We start from the raw sequence: 17,152 nt of genomic DNA, 5'->3' as shown, positions 1-17,152 counted from the left end.
CGTGATGGGGTTATCGGCAAAGTCGTGTCACTAGGGCTTTCCGCCGCTTCCACCAGGCCAGACCGCGCTGACCTGCGGGTTCAGGCTCGAACATGCCCTGGATCATGAATTAGCTGCGGAACGCGGGCCTGGGCCGCCCGAACCCATCGGACGCCGGGAGCTTCGCCACCCCCATTACAACACCGTCGCTCGTGCTCATAAGGCCGTAGGGAAACGACGTTGGCCGCGGGCGTCCCCAGGACTCGCGCAGCTCGGCGTTCTCGGCGGTGAGCAGGCTGACGGCACGGACCAGCGCGGGATCGTCGGCACGCAGCCGGGCCGACTCCTCGTTCTTGTTGCGATGGTCTTCAGCCTCGTGATCTCGGCGCGGACCTCTGCGATCCCTCTCGACGCGTCATTCAATGGGAATGATGGTGCCGCCGAAGGTGCATTGCCCCTGCGAGTGGTTGCACATTCCAATCGCTTGAGCTTGCCATAGGTGACGTCCGCCTTCCCACCAGATCCGTAGTGTCTGGCCGCCCAGCGGCGATTGGGTGAGCCGAACGGCTCATCCTTGATCGAGTTCGGGAAGGCGGTCCCTCTGAACGTCAGAGCGCCGCTGGAAATCGCTCCCGGAGTTCCTCGAGCCTGAGACGGAGGGAGGGCGACCGTTTGAGGCAAGCTCTGATGGTGGGATCTCGGATCAGTATTCTGAACAACAGGTGGTCGAATAAGCCAAGCAGTTCGAAAAGGGCGGGGTCCAGGTCCGTGCGTCGCCCGGTTTCGAGCGCCCTTTTCACGTCGCCGAGCCTCCGATAGATCCCGTCCATCTGATAGTGGTAATCGGTCGATTCCAGCCCGACTCTCGACACCAGAGGTTCGACAGCGGTGGCGAGAATGGAGACCATCTCGTCCGCGAAACGCTGGATGCGGACCGGCCGGATGGCCGCCGGCGCCTACCCCGACCGGTCCCGGCTGCAAGAACTCGTCGGCGAACCGTCCGTAAGCGACGGCTTCCACGCCTGGCAAAACCAGCACCTGGTCACCGTGCATACTCAAGCCATCTAGTCACCTGCTGAACGCACCGACCCGCTTCCACACTGTGGGAAGACCCGTATACACGGTGATCCAATGCTCGGCGCCGTGAAAGCCACGGGCGGCAAGGTGCGGATCAGACACTTTCCCCCTTGGGGGGATGTGCGCCAGTCTCTCCGTACATCTTCTCGTGCTGGATGCGAGGCGAGCACACCGACGCCGAGGGACACGCACAGCGCCGCCCACCGTCGTCGAGGCGGACCGTCACCGTGTCCGAGGGCACGTTGTGCCCCACCACGGTTCCATCTCCCTCAGGGGTGTTCACGCGGCTTCCAGCCTTGGGCATTCTGTAACGTGTCTCGACATACAGCGGGTGCTCGTACTTCAGGCAGCACATCAGCCGCCCGCAGGCCCCCGCGATCCGCAGCGGGTTGACCGGGAGGTCCTGGTCCTTGGCCATGCGGACGGACACCGGCTCGAAGTCCTTCAGGAACGTGGCGCAGCACAGGTCGCGGCCGCAGGGGCCGATGCCGCCCTGGAGTCGCGCCTCGTCCCTGGGGCCGATCTGCCGGAGTTCGACCCTGGCCCGCAGGTTGCGGGCCAGGTCGCGGACGAGGGCGCGGAAGTCGACCCGGTGGGGCGCCGAGAAGTAGACGGTGTAGACGTTGTCCTCGTCGAGGTAGTCGACACCGACGACCTTCATGGGCAGGGTGTGCCGTTTGATGAGGCGTTTGGCCACGCTGCGGGCCTCGGCTCTGCGGCGTTTGTTGGATTCGTCGCGGGCGAGGTGTTCCTCCTCGGCCGGCCCCGCGCACACGGGCAGTCCGTCGATGTCCTCGCTGCTCCATTGAGGCGCCCACACGCACTCCGCCACCTCTGGACCCGAGTCCGTGGGTACGAGCACTTTGTCGCCCACCTTGGGACTGTGCCCGCCGGGATCGAGGTAGTAGAGCCTCCCGTAGCGGGTGAAGCTCACGGCCATGATCATTCCCATGGGCTCGAGCTCGCCTCCTGACGGCCTAGGGGGACCTTGCGGCCTTCCGTTGCCACATTACGTGCCCCCGCAAGCCGCGAGTCAGGGGGTGCGGATCATCTTTTTCGTGAGGCACACCTTGTCGTCCGGCACCACCAAACCGTAGGTGTTCATCAGCGCGATCTGGCGAACCGCACACGTGTGGTCCGTGGCGGTGGCCACCCCGGGCTTTCCTTTGAGTCTGTCGACCACCGGCGCCGCATCGGATTCCCGCCGCAGCGTCAATCTGAAGCTTTCGGGCATGTCGTCCACCGTGGTGGCGTTGAGGAGCGTCTTGTTGTCCTCGTACTGCTTGCGGAAGGACTCCCACGCCATCGCCTGGGTTTCGAAGAAGGACGACTCGACCTCGGGCATCTCCTCGATGAGTTTCTTGACGGCCTTGATCTGCGCGGCGGTCGCGCCCTTGCCCCCCTCGGTGACCTTGCTGTCCTTCCCGCCTCCGGTGCGCTCCCCTCCGCACGCCGGCAGGCCGGACCCGTCTTGGCAGAGGAAGACGGAGACGTCCACATTCTTGTTCCACTGGCGGGAACGGTCAGCCGCGATGTCGCCGACGGTCACCACGGGCAGCCCTTGAAGTGCCCGGGACGCCAGCAGCACATCGGCCTTTCCCTTCGTCTTCACCCTGAACGATGGAGGCATGTCAGCGGGCTTGACGGCGGCCAGCAGCGTCTTGTCCTGCGCGAACTCCTGCTGGAACTGCTCGTAGGCGACCTCCTGGCTCACGAAGGCCACCACGTCGACCTGCGGTAGCTCCCGGAGCCTCTCCTCGGTCGTCCGCACCTCTGCGGGAGTGGCGGCGCGGCCGCGACAGCCTGTCTTCTCAGGCGCCGACTTCGTGCACAGGAAGACGGCCAGGTCGGTCTCGTCCCTCGGCAGGGACTCCGGGCTCGTGGCCACCGCACGGTTCACGTCGCCTGGCCCGCCCAGCCCCATTGCGGTCGCCGCGCCCGCAAGTACGACCACCGCGGCCGCGGTCACCAGCCGGTAGTTCACCCGGAAGCGCCGTTCCGGGGCCCGCAGCGGCCTGAGCGTGCCGGGGTCGAGCGTGGCGCCCGCCTCCGTGAGCGCTTCGCGCAGCCGGTCTTCGATCGGACTGTGCTTCATGATTCCTCTCCGAGTGCTCGGCCGAGCGCGGCGAGCCCCCGCGCGATGGTGGATCGGGCCGTGCTGGCGCTGATCCGCATGGTGTCGGCGACCTCCTGGTCGGTGAGGTCGAAGTAGTAGCGCAGGGTCAGCGCCTCGCGTTGCCGACGCGGCAGGTCGCGCAGTGCCAGCAGCACCTCACGCCGCTCCTCTCCGAGCAGCCCGGCGCTCTCCGCCGACCAGACAGGCGGTTCGTACGGCACCGCCCGCCGGAACACGGTCGCCCGCCTGCGCAGGACCGACCGGCACCCGTTGAGCACCGCGGAACGTACGTAGGCCAGCGCCTTGTCGGCGTCGCGCAGCCTGCCCCGGCCGGCGTGGGTGCGGGCGAACGCCTCCTGCACGACGTCCTCGGCGCTCGCCTGATCACCGAGCATGATCAGAGCCAGACGCACGAGTCCCACGTGGTGCTCGGCGAAGATCGACGCCACGTCTACTCGCTGCCGGGCGAGGGCTTCCTGCTGGGTGAGTAGTTCGACTTCCACGTAACAGAGACGCCTGCCGGCCCCGTCTGCTGCTTGTGTCACCCGGTTATCTCATGGGCGGAGCGCCAGCATCATGGCCTCGATCGCGATCTGGGGGTTGACGTTGGCGGCCAGGCGTTCCCTGCACTGCATGATCGCGTCGATCCGCCGCAGCGTCTCCTCCGGCGTGGACGACCTGGCCAGCTGGTCGAGGTCGTAGCGGATGTCGTCGTTGGCCAGCTCGATGACGGCGCCGAACTGCAGGGCCAGCACGTCCCGGTAGTACGACACCAGCTCCAGCAGCGCCGAGTCCAGCGAATCGCGTTTAATGCGGGTGGCCCGGGACTTCTGCCGGTCCTCCAGCTCCTTCAGCGCGCCCGCGCCGCCGCGTACGAGCCCTCGGTTGAGCCCTTTGCCCGTGGAGCCTTCGCCGTAGAGCTTGCGCAGCTCGGCGGTCTCGTTGTCGTTGAGGGCGGCCGTGGCGGCCGCGGCCTCTTCCTCGGCCGTCTTCACCAGCCGCTCGGCCGCGGCCACGCACTCGCCGACCCCCGTCAGCGCGCGGGGAATGCTCAGCACCGCCTCGCGGCGCGCCCTGGCCCCCTCGTCGAGCGCCAGCACCCGCGCCCTGCTGATGTGTCCCTGAGCGGCTCTGGCGGCGAACCCGGCGATGTCCTGTGGCACGCTGTCGCGGGTGGCCAGCACGTGGGCGACGGCCTCCGTGGCGGGTGTGGTGAGGGTGACCAGCCGGCAGCGGGACCTGATGGTGATCATCAGGTCGTCGAGGGCGGGGGCGCACAGCAGCCACACCGTGCGAGGCGGGGGCTCCTCGATGGCCTTGAGCAGGGCGTTGGCGGCCGACTCCGTGGCCCGGTCGGCGTCTTCGAACAGGATGACCCGCCACCGGCCCTGCGTGGGCGCCCCGGCCGCGCGCAGGATGAGCTCGCGGGTCTGCTTGACGCTGTAGGAGAGGCCCTCCGGGCGTACGGACTCCAGGTCGGGGTGTGAGCCGATCAGCACCTGGTGGCACTGGTCGCAGTGGCCGCAGCCGGCGTCGGGGCACAGCAGCGCCGCGGCGAAGGCGCGGGCGGCCTCTTCCCTGCCCGAGCCGGGCGGGCCGGTGAACAGCCAGGCGTGCGTCATGCCCGCGCCGCGCCCGCCCCCGATGACCTCGCCGGCCGCCGCCGCGGCCCGCGAGAGCACGGCAGTGGCTTGGTCCTGCCCGACCAGGTCATCGAAAACCGTCACGAGGCAAGGCTAGTCGCGAATGGCGGGCATCGTGCCGGTGGAGTCTTCTGACTCCCTCGGCACCGGGTCGGGCAGGATCGCGTGGATGCGGTCCTGGATCTGGCGGGTGAGCACCTCGGCCGGCAGGGTGCCGTCGACCACGAGGTAGCGCTCGGGCGCCGCGGCGGCCAGCTTGCGGAACTCCTTGCGCACCCGCTCGTGGAACTCCAGCGGCTCGGCTTCGATGCGGTCGGCCGCGCCGCCCAGCCGGGTGAGCCCCACCTGGGGCGGCGTGTCGATGAGCACGGTCAGGTGCGGCACCAGCCCGCCGGTCGCCCAAGCGTTGATCTTGGACACGTCTTCGGGGTCGAGCGCCCGCCCGGCGCCCTGGTAGGCCAGCGACGAGTCGACATAGCGGTCGGTGACCACGAGCGAGCCGCGGTAGAGGGCGGGCCTGATCACCTTCTCCACGTGCTCGGCCCGGTCGGCGGCGTAGAGCAGCGCCTCGGCACGGGCCGTCAGGCCGCGCTCGGCCGCGTCGAGCAGGATGGCGCGCAGCCGCATGCCGACCTTGGTGGAGCCGGGCTCACGCGTCTGCACGACGTCGTAGCCCTGGTCGCGCAGCCAGATGGCGATCAGCCGCGACTGGGTGGTCTTGCCCGACCCTTCACCGCCCTCGAACGCCACGAACAGGCCCGGCACGTGCTCGGCCGGCTCGGTGCGCAGCCGCTCGCCACGCACCGCGGCGATCAGGTCGGCGGTGAAAGGCACGCCCTTCCTGTCGTCCATGTGGCGCAGCGCGAGGATGCCGACGGCGGTCGCGAGCACGCCGCCGATCACCAGCACCAGGTTGGACCCGTCGAACTGGTAGGCGAACTCGCCCAGGTCGAGCACGTGCTCACCGAAGATCGCCGCCACCGGGTTGGCCACGGCGACCACGAGCAGGAGCGTCACACGCGCGGTGGACTGCAGGAACGAGAACGTACGGCCGCGCAGCCCGTCTTCGACCTCGAGCCCGATCAGCGTGTAGCCGATGATCCAGGCGATGCCCGCACACGCGCCGAGCACGACGGTCAGCATGACCACGATCGGCAGGTTGTGCACCAGCGCGATCGTGACGAGCACCAGCCCTGCCACGGTGATGGCCAGGCCGAACAGCCGCCGCCGCGACAACTGGCGCAGCAGCCTGGGCCCGAAGAACATGCCCAGCGCCATGCCGACGAAGACCGCGCCGAAGACGACGCCGTAGGCCGCGTCGCCGCCGCCGAGCGCGCCGACGTAGATCTTGGCGACTCCGACCACGGCCCCACCCGCGGCGAACGCCCCCAGCATGCCGATGATGAGGCCGCGCACCATCCGGTGACCGCCGACGAAGCGCCAGCCCTCGATGACCTGCTTCAGCACGGACGGCGTGGAGATGGCGCCGTCACGCTTGGGGATGCCGCGCAGCGTGAAGATCAGGAAGGCCGACACTAGGTAGGAGCAGGCGTTGACGATGAGCGCCAGCCCTGTGGCATCTCTGCCGGACAGGAACGGCACCGTGCTCGTCACCACGTCGCCCACCACGGACAGCGCTGCGAAGAGCATGGCGGCGATCGGCGCGGTGCCGTAGGTGACCAGCAGGTTGAGCTGGTTGGCCGACTCGAGTTGCTCCTTGGGCACCAGGTTGGGGACGGTGGCGTCCTTGGCCGGGACCCAGAACAGGTTGATGCACTCGACCAGGAGGGTCGCGATGATCACCCACTGGTAGCTGTGCACGAACGGGATCGACAACACGATGGCGAACCGGGCGAGATCGGCCGCGAACATCGTCAGCCGCCGGTCGAACCTGTCGGCGAACACGCCCGCGAGCGGCCCGAGCAGGATGGCGGGCAACATCTTGGCCACGAACACGCCGCCGATGGCCAGCGACTGCACGCGGTAGTCGTCCTGCATCAGGTTTCCGGCCAGCGCGGTCAGCGCCAGGATGTTGAGCCAGTCACCGAGACTGCACACCGACATGGCGGTCCACAACCGCCGGAAAGGCGCATTGGCCAGCACGTGAGCCGGGCGGCGTCGGCCAGGGGCAGTCATGATTTCAGCGTATCCAGGTGTTGACCGGAAGCGGGCAGTCAGGAGAGAAGCCGGAAATGCCCGGCTGCTCGTGGCTGAGAGTATTACGTCCGCGGGCTGGCGCGCAGGTTTCGCACCTCGAAAAGGGCCCCAAATCCATCATCAATTGATAACTCCGACCTCATGTCGCGCCGACTCCACCAGGGGCCGCCATTCGGCGCGGATGTCGGGCGGCAGCTCCAGCTCGTCGAACAGCTCGACGAGCAGCACGCCGTCGACGTGGTCGAGCAGTTCCTGCGGCCCGCCCTCGCACACCAGCGTGGTGTAGGCGGCCCGCCGCTGGTCGCGGTCGGCCAGGTCGTGAACGCGACCGCGCAGCCGCACGACGCCCAGCGCCGCCGTGACCGGCAGCCGCCGCAGCCGGCTCGGCACGTGGAACGTGCGCCCGTCGCCCGTCACGCGCACGGCGAACTCGACCTTCGCCTCCAGCACCAGCCGGAACCCGGCGGCGTCGAGAATGCGCCCTGCCGTCTCCAGCGTCGGCGACTTCCTGCCGTGCTCGTAGGCCGACAGCGTCGTGCGCGACGTGCCGCTCACGCTGGCCAGGGCCTTCTGGTTGAGGCTCGCGGCGTGCCTGGCCTGCTTGAACAGCAGGCCGCCGCGCTCGGCCCAGAGCGCGACCTCCTGCCGCAGCGCCCGCTCCACCGGCGAAGAGCCCATGTCGCACCTCCGATCAGTATCCGGTTGGATACTGTACGCCATGATGGCCCTATGTGACCAGTGGATCGCGGAAAGTCAGGCGCGCAACTCGAGCATCGTGATCTCGGGCGGAGCTCCCACGCGCACCGGCGGCCCCCAGAACCCGGCGCCCCTGGTCACATAGACCGGCACGCCGTCGACCGTGGCCAGCCCCGACACGACCGGCTGCTGCAACCCCACCACCAGGTTGAACGGCGCGAGCTGACCGCCGTGCGTGTGCCCCGACAGCTGCAGGTCGACGCCGTGACGGGCGGCCTCGGCGACCTGGATGGGCTGGTGCGCGAGCAGGACGGTGCTCCTGCCGGCCTCGCGCCCGCCGAGCGCCTTGTCGAAATCCGGCGGGTCGCCCGCATCCACCCCGCCGACGTCGTTGACCCCGGCCAGATCGAGCACGGCGCCCTGGTGCCTGATCTCCACACGTTCGTTGCGCAGCGAGCGTACGCCGAGCTCCGCGAGCTCCTCGATCCACTCGCCGGGACCTCCGGACACGTAGTACTCATGATTGCCGGTCACGAAATAGGCCCCGTAGCGGGACTCCAGGTCCTTGAGCGGCCGGGCCAGCGGCCCCAGCTCGGCGACCGGGCCGTCCACCAGGTCGCCCACGATCGCCACCACGTCGGCCTCCAGGCCGTTGATCATGCGGACGATGCGCTCGGTGTGCCGCAGCCCCGTCAACGGCCCCAGATGGACGTCGCTCACCACGGCGAACCGCAGGCCGCTGAGCCGGGGATCCAGCTTCGGCAGCGCGACCCTGACCCGCTCGGTCACGGGGTCGCCCAGAGCGGTCGTCACGCCGTACCCGACCGTGCCCAGCGCACCCACGCCGGCGACCGCGGCGGTGGCCCGCCCCAGGAAGAGCCGCCTGCTCATCGGGGCCGCCTCCGCCGCGGGAGGGGCGACCGGCTCGTCCTCGGCGGGCCCGCCGGCCCCGGCCAGGACCGGCACCGGCTCAGGAGTCGCGCTCCGCGACGCGGCCCGGCGCAACAACAACGCCGCCACGGCCCGCGGGATCTCCAGCACGACCAGGATGACCACCAGGTAGAACATCACCGCCACCCAGAGGTAACCCGGCCAGGCGAGCCAATGCCCCCACTCCACCCGCGAGCCTGCGAACGCGGCCACGACGAGCAGCACCAAGCCCACCAGGCCCCAGGTCAGCGCCCTGCGCGACCGCCCGGGGCCCGTCGTCGAGCGCACCATCCGGTGCCACAGATAAAAATGCGCGAGCCCGACGAGGCTCAGAAACATCAGGACGAACACACCCTGATGCTACTTACGATTTGGTGGCCGGCTTCTTCGCGGGTGCCTTTTTCGCGGGCGCCTTCCTGGACGACTTCTTCGGCGCGGGAGCCCGCTCACGACGCTCGGCCAGCAGCTCCGCCGCCCGCTCGATCGTGATGTCCTCGACCGCGTCGCCCTTGCGCAACGACGCGTTCGTCTCACCGTCGGTGACGTAGGGGCCGAACCTGCCCTCCTTCACCACGACCGGCCTCTTGGAGTTGGGGTCGTCGCCCAGCTCGCGCAGCGGCGCCGCGGCCGCGGCCCGCCGGCCGCGCTGCTTCGGCTGCGCGAACAGCTCCTTGGCCTGCTCGATGGTGACCGTCAGCAGGTCTTCCTCGGAGGCCAGCGAACGGGAGTCGGTGCCCTTCTTCAGGTAGGGGCCGAACTTGCCGTTGTAGGCCACGACCTCCTCGCCGTCGAGCTCGCCCACGGACCTGGGGATGGACAGCAGCTTGAGCGAGTCCTCGAGCGTGATGGTGTCGAGCGACATCGACTTGAACAGCGAACTCGTACGCGGCTTGGGCGCATCGGCCTTCTTGCGCCGCTTGGGAGCTTCGTCCTCCGCCGGGTCGGGCAGGATCTCCGTCACGTAAGGCCCGTAACGGCCGTCCTTCGCCACGATCGTGTGGCCGGTCACCGGGTCCTTCCCCAGCTCCCTGTCACCCGTCGGCCGCGAGAACAGCTCCTCCGCCTTCTCCGCCGTCAGCTCGTCGGGCGTCATGTCCTCGGGCACGTTGACCCGCGAGCCGTCACGGTCGAGATAGGGGCCGTAGCGTCCGACCCGCAGCACGATGTCGGTGCCCTTCACCGGGAACGAGCTGATCTCCTTGGCGTCGATGTCGCCCAGGTCGGTGACCATCTCCTTCAGGCCCTCGTCGCCGTCGACGCCGTAATAGAAGCGCTGCAGCTCCGGCAGCCGCTCCGCCCGGTCGTTGGCGATGTCGTCGAGCACCTTCTCCATCTCGGCCGTGAAGTCGTAGTCGACCAGGTTGCCGAAATGCTGTTCGAGCAGGTTGACCACCGCGAACGCCAGGAACGACGGCACCAGGGCCGTGCCCTTCTTGAACACGTAGCCGCGGTCGAGGATCGTGCCGATGATCGAGGCGTACGTCGACGGCCGCCCGATCTCGCGATCTTCCAGCTCCTTGACCAGCGACGCCTCGGTGTAGCGGGCGGGCGGCTTGGTCGAGTGGCCGGCCACGTCGAGCCGGGTGGCGGTGAGCGCGTCACCCTCGGCCAGGGCGGGCAGCCGCCTCTCCGAGTCGTCGCGGTCGGTCGACGGGTCGTCCGACCCCTCGACGTACGCCTTGAGGAACCCGTAGAACGTGATCGTCCGCCCCGAGGCGCTGAACTCGACGTCCTCGCCCCCCGACGACCGGCCGGCCACCTTCACTGTGATCGACTCGCCGACCGCGTCCTTCATCTGCGAGGACACCGTGCGCTGCCAGATCAGCTCGTACAGCCGGAACATGTCGCCCGACAGCCCGGTCTCGCCCGGCGTGCGGAACTCCTCACCCGACGGCCTGATCGCCTCGTGCGCCTCCTGCGCGCTCTTCACCTTGCTGGCGTAGACGCGGGGCTTGTCGGGGACGTACGCGGCGCCGTACAGCTTGATCGCCTGTGACCGCGCGGCCGCCACCGCCGTCTCCGACAGCGTGATGCTGTCGGTACGCATGTAGGTGATGAAGCCGTTCTCGTAGAGCCGCTGCGCCACCTGCATGGTGTATTTCGCGGAGAACCCCAGCTTCCTGCTGGCCTCCTGCTGCAGCGTGGTCGTCCTGAACGGCGCGTAGGGCTTGCGGGTGTACGGCTTGCGCTCGACCGATTTGACCCCGAACGAGGAACCCCGCAGCCGGCCCGCCAGCTCGCCCGCGGCGGCCTCGGACAGGTGGAGCACGTCGGCGTTCTTCAGCTGGCCTGTGCTGGCGAAGTCGCGCCCCTGCGCCACCCGCTTGCCGTCGACCACGGTCAGCGTCGCGATGAAGTCGCGCGGCCGCTCCTCCGTCTTGCCGGTGTCGAACAACGCCTGCAGATCCCAGTAGTGGGCAGGCGTGAACGCCATACGGTCGCGCTCGCGCTCCACCACCAGCCGCGTCGCCACCGACTGCACGCGACCCGCCGAAAGGCGCGGCTTGACCTTCTTCCACAGGACGGGGCTGACCTCGTAGCCGTAGAGCCGGTCGAGGATGCGCCGGGTCTCCTGGGCGTCGACGAGGCGCAGGTTGAGGTCGCGCGGGTTGGCCACGGCGTCCTGGATCGCCTGCTGGGTGATCTCGTGGAAGACCATGCGGTGCACGGGGACCTTGGGCTTGAGCACCTCGCGCAGGTGCCAGGCGATCGCCTCGCCCTCGCGGTCCTCGTCAGTGGCCAGATAGAGCTCGTCGGCGTCCTTCAGCAGCTGCCGCAGCTTGTTGACCTGCGATCGCTTGTCGGGGTTGACGACGTACAGCGGCTCGAACTCGTGCTCGACATTCACCCCGAGCCGTGCCCAAGGCGCCCCCTTGAACTTCTCGGGGATGTCGTCGGCCTTCTCCGGCAGATCGCGGATGTGGCCGATGCTCGATTCGACGATGTAGCCGCGCCCGAGGTAGCCCGCGATGGTCTTCGCCTTCGCGGGCGACTCGACTATCACCAGGCGTGTTCCGCCGGCGCTGCCGTTCTTGGCTGGCACGCTGCTTCCTACCTCGCTGTTCGCTAGCTATCCCCCTGCCGGGAGTCGGCACAGACTGAAAAGGTAACCCGACTCGCGGAAATTTCCTTCCCCCCGGGCTACCCACTGGCTTCCGGGTCCACCCACAAGCACGCAGAATAAGGCTCATCGAGCGGCATGGCGCCCTGACTCACTCTGGAGACTAATCGTTGTGCTCGACTACTCCTACATGGATATCTTCATCCCGCGCGACCTCACTCGCGAAGCAGCACGTCAACTGCTGACCGAACACGCAGAGTACGGTCAGTGGGAGCTCGCGCGCGTACGCGTGCACCCCGACGGGAGCCGGCACGTACGCCTGCGCCGGAAGGTCATGCGCGTCCGGCGCACGTTTTGAACCCGGACCTGTTGAACCCGGACCTGTTGAACGCCGACGTGTCGCGCCCGGGCAGGTTGCACCCGGACAGGCTGCATGCGGACAGGTTGTACCCGGACATGGCTTTGCCCGCCCCGGGCCGCGCCCCCGGAACGGGCAAAGCATCTCTCGCTGACCGCTCGCCGGACGCGAGCGTCAGCCGATCTGGTCAGGCGTTGTTACGCGCCTGCGATGTCCTGCTCAGTGCTTGCGGCCCGGACGGAACCGGCGGGCGGTCGCGAACAGGGTCGCCGAGGCGGCGAACAGCCCACCGAGCATGAGGGCGAGCAGCGAGCTGGAGTTCATCCCGGTCACGCCGGCCGGCTGCTCGGCGCTCATCAGGCCCAGGTTTCCGACAGGCAGGTTGCGCGTGGCGGAGGTCACCACGCCGCCGACCGGGGTCGAGGCGACCAGCGACGTCGCCGGAGCGAGCGGGGAGGCGGCGGCGCCGGAGGGCCGGGCGCGACCGGACCTGTCGGCCGGCGTGGCGGCGGACACGGCGGTCCGCTTCGGCTTGGCCGGGGTCACCGCGGTCCGCTTCGGCTTGGCCGGCGTCACGACGGTCCGCTTGGGCGCGGCCGGGGTCTTCGCCTGGGCGGGCAGCCCGGGCAGGCCGGGCACACTCGGCAGGCCGAGCGTACGGGAGGCGTCCTCGACGAGGGGCAGCGAGGTCAGGCCGCCGCCCTGCAGCTTGGCGACGTCGCCGACGCCACCGAAGTCCGGTGTCCCGCCCAGGACCGGCACGGCCGGGATCACGGGCAGCACGCCGCCCTTGGCCGCCGCGGTCTTGGTGGTGGTGCGGGCGAAGTGCTCGTGGCCGCTGAGGCCTCCGTACCCCGGCTTGCCGACGTGCGCCCCGCCGAGGCATCCGGCCGCGGCATCGCCCAGGACGGCCACGGCGTTGCCGCAGACGTTGATCGGCGCCGTGATCGGAGCGATGACCTGGTTGCCGCCGAGAATGCTCGCGTCGCCCGACGTGCGGTTGCCGCCCGTGCCCTTGCCGGGCTCCTTCACGTGGGCCCCGCCCTTGCAGCCGGCGAACGCGCGGCCGACCAGCGCCACGGCGTTGCCGCAGACGTTGACCGGCGCGGTGACCGGGGCGACCGCCTGGTTGCCGGCCAGGATGCCCGCCCGCCCCGAGGTGCGGTTGCCGCCCGTGCCCTTGCCGGAGTTGTGTACGGTGGCGCCACCCGCGCACCCGGCCGTGGCGTTGCCCCCAGCGTTGCCGCAGACGTTGATGGGCAGGCTGATCGGCGCCACGACCTGGTTGCCGCTGCCGACCCCGAACCGGCCGTCGGTGTCGTTGCCCCGCGAGCCCACGTGACGGCCGTGGTGGTAGCCGCGCCCGGGACCGCCGTTGGTGACCGACGACCCGCCCTTGCAGCCCGAGAACGCCCGCCCGACGACCGCCACCGAGTTGCCGCAGATGTTGATCGGGGCGCTGATCGGGGCGACGACCTGGTTGCCGCCGAGAATGCTCGCGTCGCCTGAGGTGCGGTTGCCGCCAGGGCCGCCCTTGCCGGCGTTCTTCACCGTGGCGCCACCCTTGCAGCCCGCCGTCGCGTCGCCGAAGATCGCGACCGCGTTGCCGCAGGCGTTGATCGGGGCGCTGATCGGCGCGTCGACCTGGTTGCCGCCGAGAATGCTCGCGTCGCCCGACGTGCGGTTGCCGCCCGCACCGCCCCTGCCCTGGTTGCGCACCTCTGCGCCGCCCTTGCAACCCGCGTCGGACCTGCCGATCAGCGAGACGGCGTTGCCGCAGGCGTTGACCGGCGCGCTGATCGGCGCGTCGACCTGGTTGCCGCCGAGAATGCTCGCGTCGCCCGACGTGCGGTTGGGGATGCCGCCGCCGCGGTTCACGACCTCGGCGCCGCCTTGCGATGAGGCCTCCGACGAGCCGACCGCCGCGACGGAGTTACCGCTGATGTCGATGGGCAGCGAGATCGGGAGGTCGACCTGGTTGCCGCCGCCGATGGACGCGTCGCCCGAGGTGTCGGCCAGCGCGGTGCCGCTGCCGCCGAACGACATGACGGCCACCGCGAGAAGGGCCGCAGGGGTCGATGCCTTCGCCCACGTACGCATATCAATGCTCCTTGTGGTTCTTGGGGGGATTACCTGAACGGCTCGCGGGCAGCCCGAGGCCGTGCGAGGTTTCGCGCACAGCGGAGACCTCGGATTCGCGAACCAGCTGAACTGACGTGTTCACCCGCCGGCGGAGGGGATCAAAGCCGCGCTCCGCCGCGTTACTCGGAGAAAGGGCCCGGCTGTCGCATTGCCCGCGACGCCTTCCGTCGCGCGTGACCGGCCGGTGCCCGGGTGGGGATCAGTCAGGTGAGAAAGAAGGGTCGTCCGCCGCTGTGCGGACGACGGGGGGCAGCACGTACGCCGGAGGTGCGCGCCGCGCCTCGAGCCGCGGGTCGAACACTGACCTCGCGACATCCCCAGTGGCGGACCCGAAGGGGCCGCTGCCACCGCCGTTTGGCACCAAGCCGTTGGTGTCCAGGATCTGGCCGGCGGTGGACGGTGTCGGCAGGCCAGGATCCTGCTGGCTGTTGAGACCGTCGACCGTGCGCCCCGCCATGGCTTCGGCGTTGTCGGACGCCGAGACGTGGTCAGGGTCGAGGGAGGCGGCCGACGCGCCGACTTCTGTGACCGCGGAGGGGACCGCGGCTGTTTCGGTCGCGGGAAGCCCCGCGGCCGATGTTGCGGACGCTCCCGTCGCCGCGGTGGAGTCCGCGGCCGCAGGAGCGGCGGTGAGCATGCCGAACAGAACAGCGAGCAACCATCCGGCGGCGACCAGGGCGCCGACCGCGGTTGCCCGCATGACGAGCCGACGGGCACCGGCCGCGAACCGCGCCATCCGGTCGACCCGATCGGTGGCCGTGTCCTGCCCTTGGAGAGTCACGGGCAGGCGACGCACAGCGAGGGACTTCTCCCTCGGCTGATGCATCGCCGCGCGCGCCACGTGACCTCCCGACATCCAGAACCGGCCTCAGCGTTGGCGGAGCCGGTCCGTGGACTCACCCCTCAACGGTCCGTAACCGTAGCAGTACCCAAGGTTGTCGCAAGGCCTTTTCACCGTGGCCCCAGAAATTCACCAACGCCACACCTCCCAAACCACCCCCAACTGGGCCAATGCGCTCTGGCGTACGTCATGAGCGACCCATCAGCGACCCCGCTACGGGCCATCACCCGGCATCCCCGCGCCTCCGGATCCACCTTTCGGCAGGAGGCCGGATTCTCGGTATGACGCACTCCTCAGAGTTTGCTAGCCTTACTGAGCCGAAGCGGGATGACGGTCCCGCGTGCAGGCACCAAGTCCGGGTGGCGGAATAGGCAGACGCGCTAGCTTGAGGTGCTAGTGCCCAGTGATGGGCATGGGGGTTCAAGTCCCCCCTCGGACACACACCGCTCGCACATGTGGGGGTTCCGGTTCGATCCGGGCCCTCCACATATTGCTTTTCTGGGTAGTACGTGAGCTTCAGTCCAAGCTGGCTGTAGAGCTGGGCCTTGTCGTCCGGGTCCGCTTCCGAGACCAGCCGGACTAGGTCCCCGACCTCCTCGATCATGGCCCTGATCTCGGCGGCGCTGATGCGTTGTGCGGCTGGGACGGCCTTCAGCTCCCCTTCCAGGCGGGCGCGTTCGCTCTTGGTCTCGTTGATCCACGAGGAGATCTCGGTGGGATCGCCTCCGGCGTCGAGGGCGGATCGGTATTGGTTGAGCTTGCGGTCACACTTCGACACGTTTGCGCAGGTCGATCAGGGCCGCCTTGTTCGGGTCGATCGCCTGCTCGGCCATCGCCGCGATCGTGTGCTCCAACCTGTCCGGGGCGAACGCGGTCCCCAGCCAGCCATCGACCTCATCCAAGATCTCCGACTCGCGCAGGTAGACGACCTTGGGATGGTCGAGGTCGTTGGTGATGGCGTACTGGGCAGGGAAGCGGCACCGGTAGTACGCCTGCCGGTTGTTCCAGTTGCCCTGCATCCGGCGCTCGCAGTAACCGCAGAACAGCACGCCCCGGAAGGCGTACGGACGCCGCGTAGGGTGAGGACGCTGGCTGAATGTGCCCCTGGCACGTGTGGCGAGAATCTCCTGGACCCGCTGATACTCCTCAACACTCACAATCGCGTCATGCACGGGATGCTCCGACCAGATCCACTGGTCCTTGGCGTTCCACCGCTGCTTGGTCGTCGTCCCCAGCGCGACGTTCTCCACGTCCAGCAGGATCTCGTCCTTACGCTGCTTGTTCCACACCTGATGGCCGGTGTAGCGCGGATTGGTGAGGATGACCCGTACGGCGTACTTCGACCATGCCCGCTGATCACGGTGCTTGTTCCGACCGGGATCATTGGCCGACGGCGACAAGATGCCCTGCAGCGTCAGGTCCTCGGCGATGTCCAGGTAGCCCCGGCCCTTGAGGAACTCGCCGTAGATCCACCGCACCACACGCGAGCTGACCGGATCAGCCACCAACCGCCGCAGCCTCCGACCATCCGCCGCCTTACCCGGGTTCGGATGCGGACCGGCGTCTTCGAGGCTGTAGCCGTACGGCGGACGCCCGCCCAGAAACCGTCCCTCGGTCGAGGTGATCGCCGCCATCGCGGCACGTACTCGGATCTTGATGCGGTTCCTCTCCCCCTTCGACAACCCACCGAACACGCCCATGATCATGTCGTGGGCCTCGTTCGCCGGATCGATCGGCCCGCCCACCTCGGGCACCCACAGCGGCACGCCGAAGTGCTCGAACAACGGGAACGTCAAGCTGTACTGATTGCCGTAGAAAGCCCGCTGCGGTTCCCCGATCACGACCGCGTCGAAGCCTCGCAGCGTGTCCTTCAGCTCCTCGATCAGCGCCGCCGCGTGCGGACGCAGCTGCCAGGGAATCGAGCGGGACTTGTCGACGTCGAAGAACTCTGCGACGATCTCCCCGCCTCGCGACTCGATCAGCGCCCGTGCCCGATGCAACTGCCAGGCCCGTGATGCCTCCGGGTCTGGTCGGAAATTAAGACCGTTCGGTAGGCGCACGTCAGTAACCCACCACTGCTCCAGCGTGGGTGATGCTCTTGAGCTGCAAGAATGTGAAGTGTTGATCCCCCAGCGGGGTGCCGGGGATGAGC

At 68.9% G+C, this 17,152-nt stretch carries 14 protein-coding genes and 1 tRNA gene; 3 read left to right on the top strand and 12 right to left on the bottom strand.

Going from position 1 to position 17,152, the window contains the following annotated elements; all coding sequences use genetic code 11:
• Positions 1-587: 587 nt before the first annotated feature.
• The gene (locus tag E1294_RS44815) at positions 588-887 is read right to left on the bottom strand and encodes a hypothetical protein (protein WP_165977834.1); all 300 of its coding nucleotides are present in this window, start codon (positions 885-887) and stop codon (positions 588-590) included.
• On the opposite strand from E1294_RS44815, the gene E1294_RS53615 reads away from it, so the two are divergent.
• Positions 877-1,047, top strand: a complete 171-nt coding sequence (locus E1294_RS53615; protein WP_165977833.1) for a hypothetical protein — start codon at positions 877-879, stop codon at positions 1,045-1,047. The genes E1294_RS44815 and E1294_RS53615 overlap by 11 nt on opposite strands.
• Positions 1,048-1,150: 103 nt before the next feature.
• On the opposite strand, the gene E1294_RS44810 is transcribed toward E1294_RS53615, so the two are convergent.
• The 8 genes from E1294_RS44810 to topA form a co-directional block, all read right to left on the bottom strand.
• Positions 1,151-2,008, bottom strand: coding sequence for a PSP1 domain-containing protein (locus E1294_RS44810; RefSeq protein WP_425465268.1), 858 nt, complete (start codon positions 2,006-2,008; stop codon positions 1,151-1,153).
• Positions 2,009-2,089: 81 nt separating this feature from the next.
• Positions 2,090-3,151, bottom strand: a complete 1,062-nt coding sequence (locus E1294_RS44805; protein ID WP_132517685.1) for a permease-like cell division protein FtsX — start codon at positions 3,149-3,151, stop codon at positions 2,090-2,092.
• The gene (locus E1294_RS44800) at positions 3,148-3,675 is read right to left on the bottom strand and encodes a SigE family RNA polymerase sigma factor (protein WP_246083729.1); all 528 of its coding nucleotides are present in this window, start codon (positions 3,673-3,675) and stop codon (positions 3,148-3,150) included. The genes E1294_RS44805 and E1294_RS44800 overlap by 4 nt, the downstream gene beginning before the upstream one ends.
• A gap of 51 nt (positions 3,676-3,726) precedes the next feature.
• A complete protein-coding gene (locus E1294_RS44795; protein WP_132517683.1) occupies positions 3,727-4,899 on the bottom strand; it encodes a DNA polymerase III subunit delta' in 1,173 nt (390 codons plus the stop codon).
• Positions 4,900-4,908: 9 nt separating this feature from the next.
• Positions 4,909-6,951 (bottom strand): dTMP kinase, encoded by a 2,043-nt coding sequence (gene tmk, locus E1294_RS44790; protein WP_132517681.1) that lies wholly within the window; start codon positions 6,949-6,951, stop codon positions 4,909-4,911.
• A 141-nt stretch (positions 6,952-7,092) separates the two neighbouring features.
• Positions 7,093-7,650 carry a helix-turn-helix transcriptional regulator gene (locus tag E1294_RS44785; RefSeq protein WP_132517679.1) on the bottom strand — a complete coding sequence of 186 codons (558 nt, stop codon included), beginning with the start codon at positions 7,648-7,650 and terminating at the stop codon, positions 7,093-7,095.
• 75 nt (positions 7,651-7,725) lie between these two features.
• Positions 7,726-8,949, bottom strand: a complete 1,224-nt coding sequence (locus E1294_RS44780; protein ID WP_220448299.1) for a metallophosphoesterase — start codon at positions 8,947-8,949, stop codon at positions 7,726-7,728.
• Between the two features lie 13 nt (positions 8,950-8,962).
• Entirely contained in the window at positions 8,963-11,641 is a 2,679-nt protein-coding gene (topA, locus tag E1294_RS44775; protein ID WP_132517677.1) for a type I DNA topoisomerase, read from the bottom strand.
• 190 nt (positions 11,642-11,831) lie between these two features.
• Here topA and E1294_RS44770 point away from each other — a divergent pair, with 190 nt between their 5' ends.
• Positions 11,832-12,017 (top strand): DUF5703 family protein, encoded by a 186-nt coding sequence (locus tag E1294_RS44770; RefSeq protein WP_132517675.1) that lies wholly within the window; start codon positions 11,832-11,834, stop codon positions 12,015-12,017.
• 219 nt (positions 12,018-12,236) lie between these two features.
• Here E1294_RS44770 and E1294_RS44765 read toward each other — a convergent pair whose 3' ends face one another.
• Positions 12,237-14,117 carry a chaplin family protein gene (locus E1294_RS44765; RefSeq protein WP_132517673.1) on the bottom strand — a complete coding sequence of 627 codons (1,881 nt, stop codon included), beginning with the start codon at positions 14,115-14,117 and terminating at the stop codon, positions 12,237-12,239.
• A gap of 241 nt (positions 14,118-14,358) precedes the next feature.
• On the bottom strand, positions 14,359-14,955 hold the full coding sequence (locus tag E1294_RS44760; RefSeq protein WP_246083728.1) for a hypothetical protein: 597 nt from the start codon (positions 14,953-14,955) through the stop codon (positions 14,359-14,361).
• 398 nt (positions 14,956-15,353) lie between these two features.
• Here E1294_RS44760 and E1294_RS44755 point away from each other — a divergent pair.
• Positions 15,354-15,439: transfer RNA gene (locus tag E1294_RS44755), tRNA-Leu, on the top strand.
• 325 nt (positions 15,440-15,764) lie between these two features.
• Here the strand turns inward: E1294_RS44755 and E1294_RS44750 are convergent.
• Positions 15,765-17,000, bottom strand: a complete 1,236-nt coding sequence (locus tag E1294_RS44750) for a recombinase family protein (protein ID WP_165977832.1) — start codon at positions 16,998-17,000, stop codon at positions 15,765-15,767.
• Positions 17,001-17,152 lie beyond the last annotated feature (152 nt).

Source organism: Nonomuraea diastatica (assembly GCF_004349015.1).
Classification (GTDB): domain Bacteria; phylum Actinomycetota; class Actinomycetes; order Streptosporangiales; family Streptosporangiaceae; genus Nonomuraea; species Nonomuraea diastatica.
The sequence above is the reverse complement of the archived record's forward strand: the minus strand, read 5'-3'. Positions and strand labels throughout refer to the sequence as shown.

Bases quoted from the DNA above. Each gene is read 5' to 3' on its own strand.
- E1294_RS53615 (WP_165977833.1), top strand. From the start codon at position 877: ATGGAGACCATCTCGTCCGCGAAACGCTGGATGCGGACCGGCCGGATG.
- E1294_RS44815 (WP_165977834.1), bottom strand. From the start codon at position 887: ATGGTCTCCATTCTCGCCACCGCTGTCGAACCTCTGGTGTCGAGAGTC.
- E1294_RS44810 (WP_425465268.1), bottom strand. From the start codon at position 2,008: ATGGGAATGATCATGGCCGTGAGCTTCACCCGCTACGGGAGGCTCTAC.
- E1294_RS44785 (WP_132517679.1), bottom strand. From the start codon at position 7,650: ATGGGCTCTTCGCCGGTGGAGCGGGCGCTGCGGCAGGAGGTCGCGCTC.
- E1294_RS44805 (WP_132517685.1), bottom strand. From the start codon at position 3,151: ATGAAGCACAGTCCGATCGAAGACCGGCTGCGCGAAGCGCTCACGGAG.
- tmk (WP_132517681.1), bottom strand. From the start codon at position 6,951: ATGACTGCCCCTGGCCGACGCCGCCCGGCTCACGTGCTGGCCAATGCG.
- E1294_RS44765 (WP_132517673.1), bottom strand. From the start codon at position 14,117: ATGCGTACGTGGGCGAAGGCATCGACCCCTGCGGCCCTTCTCGCGGTG.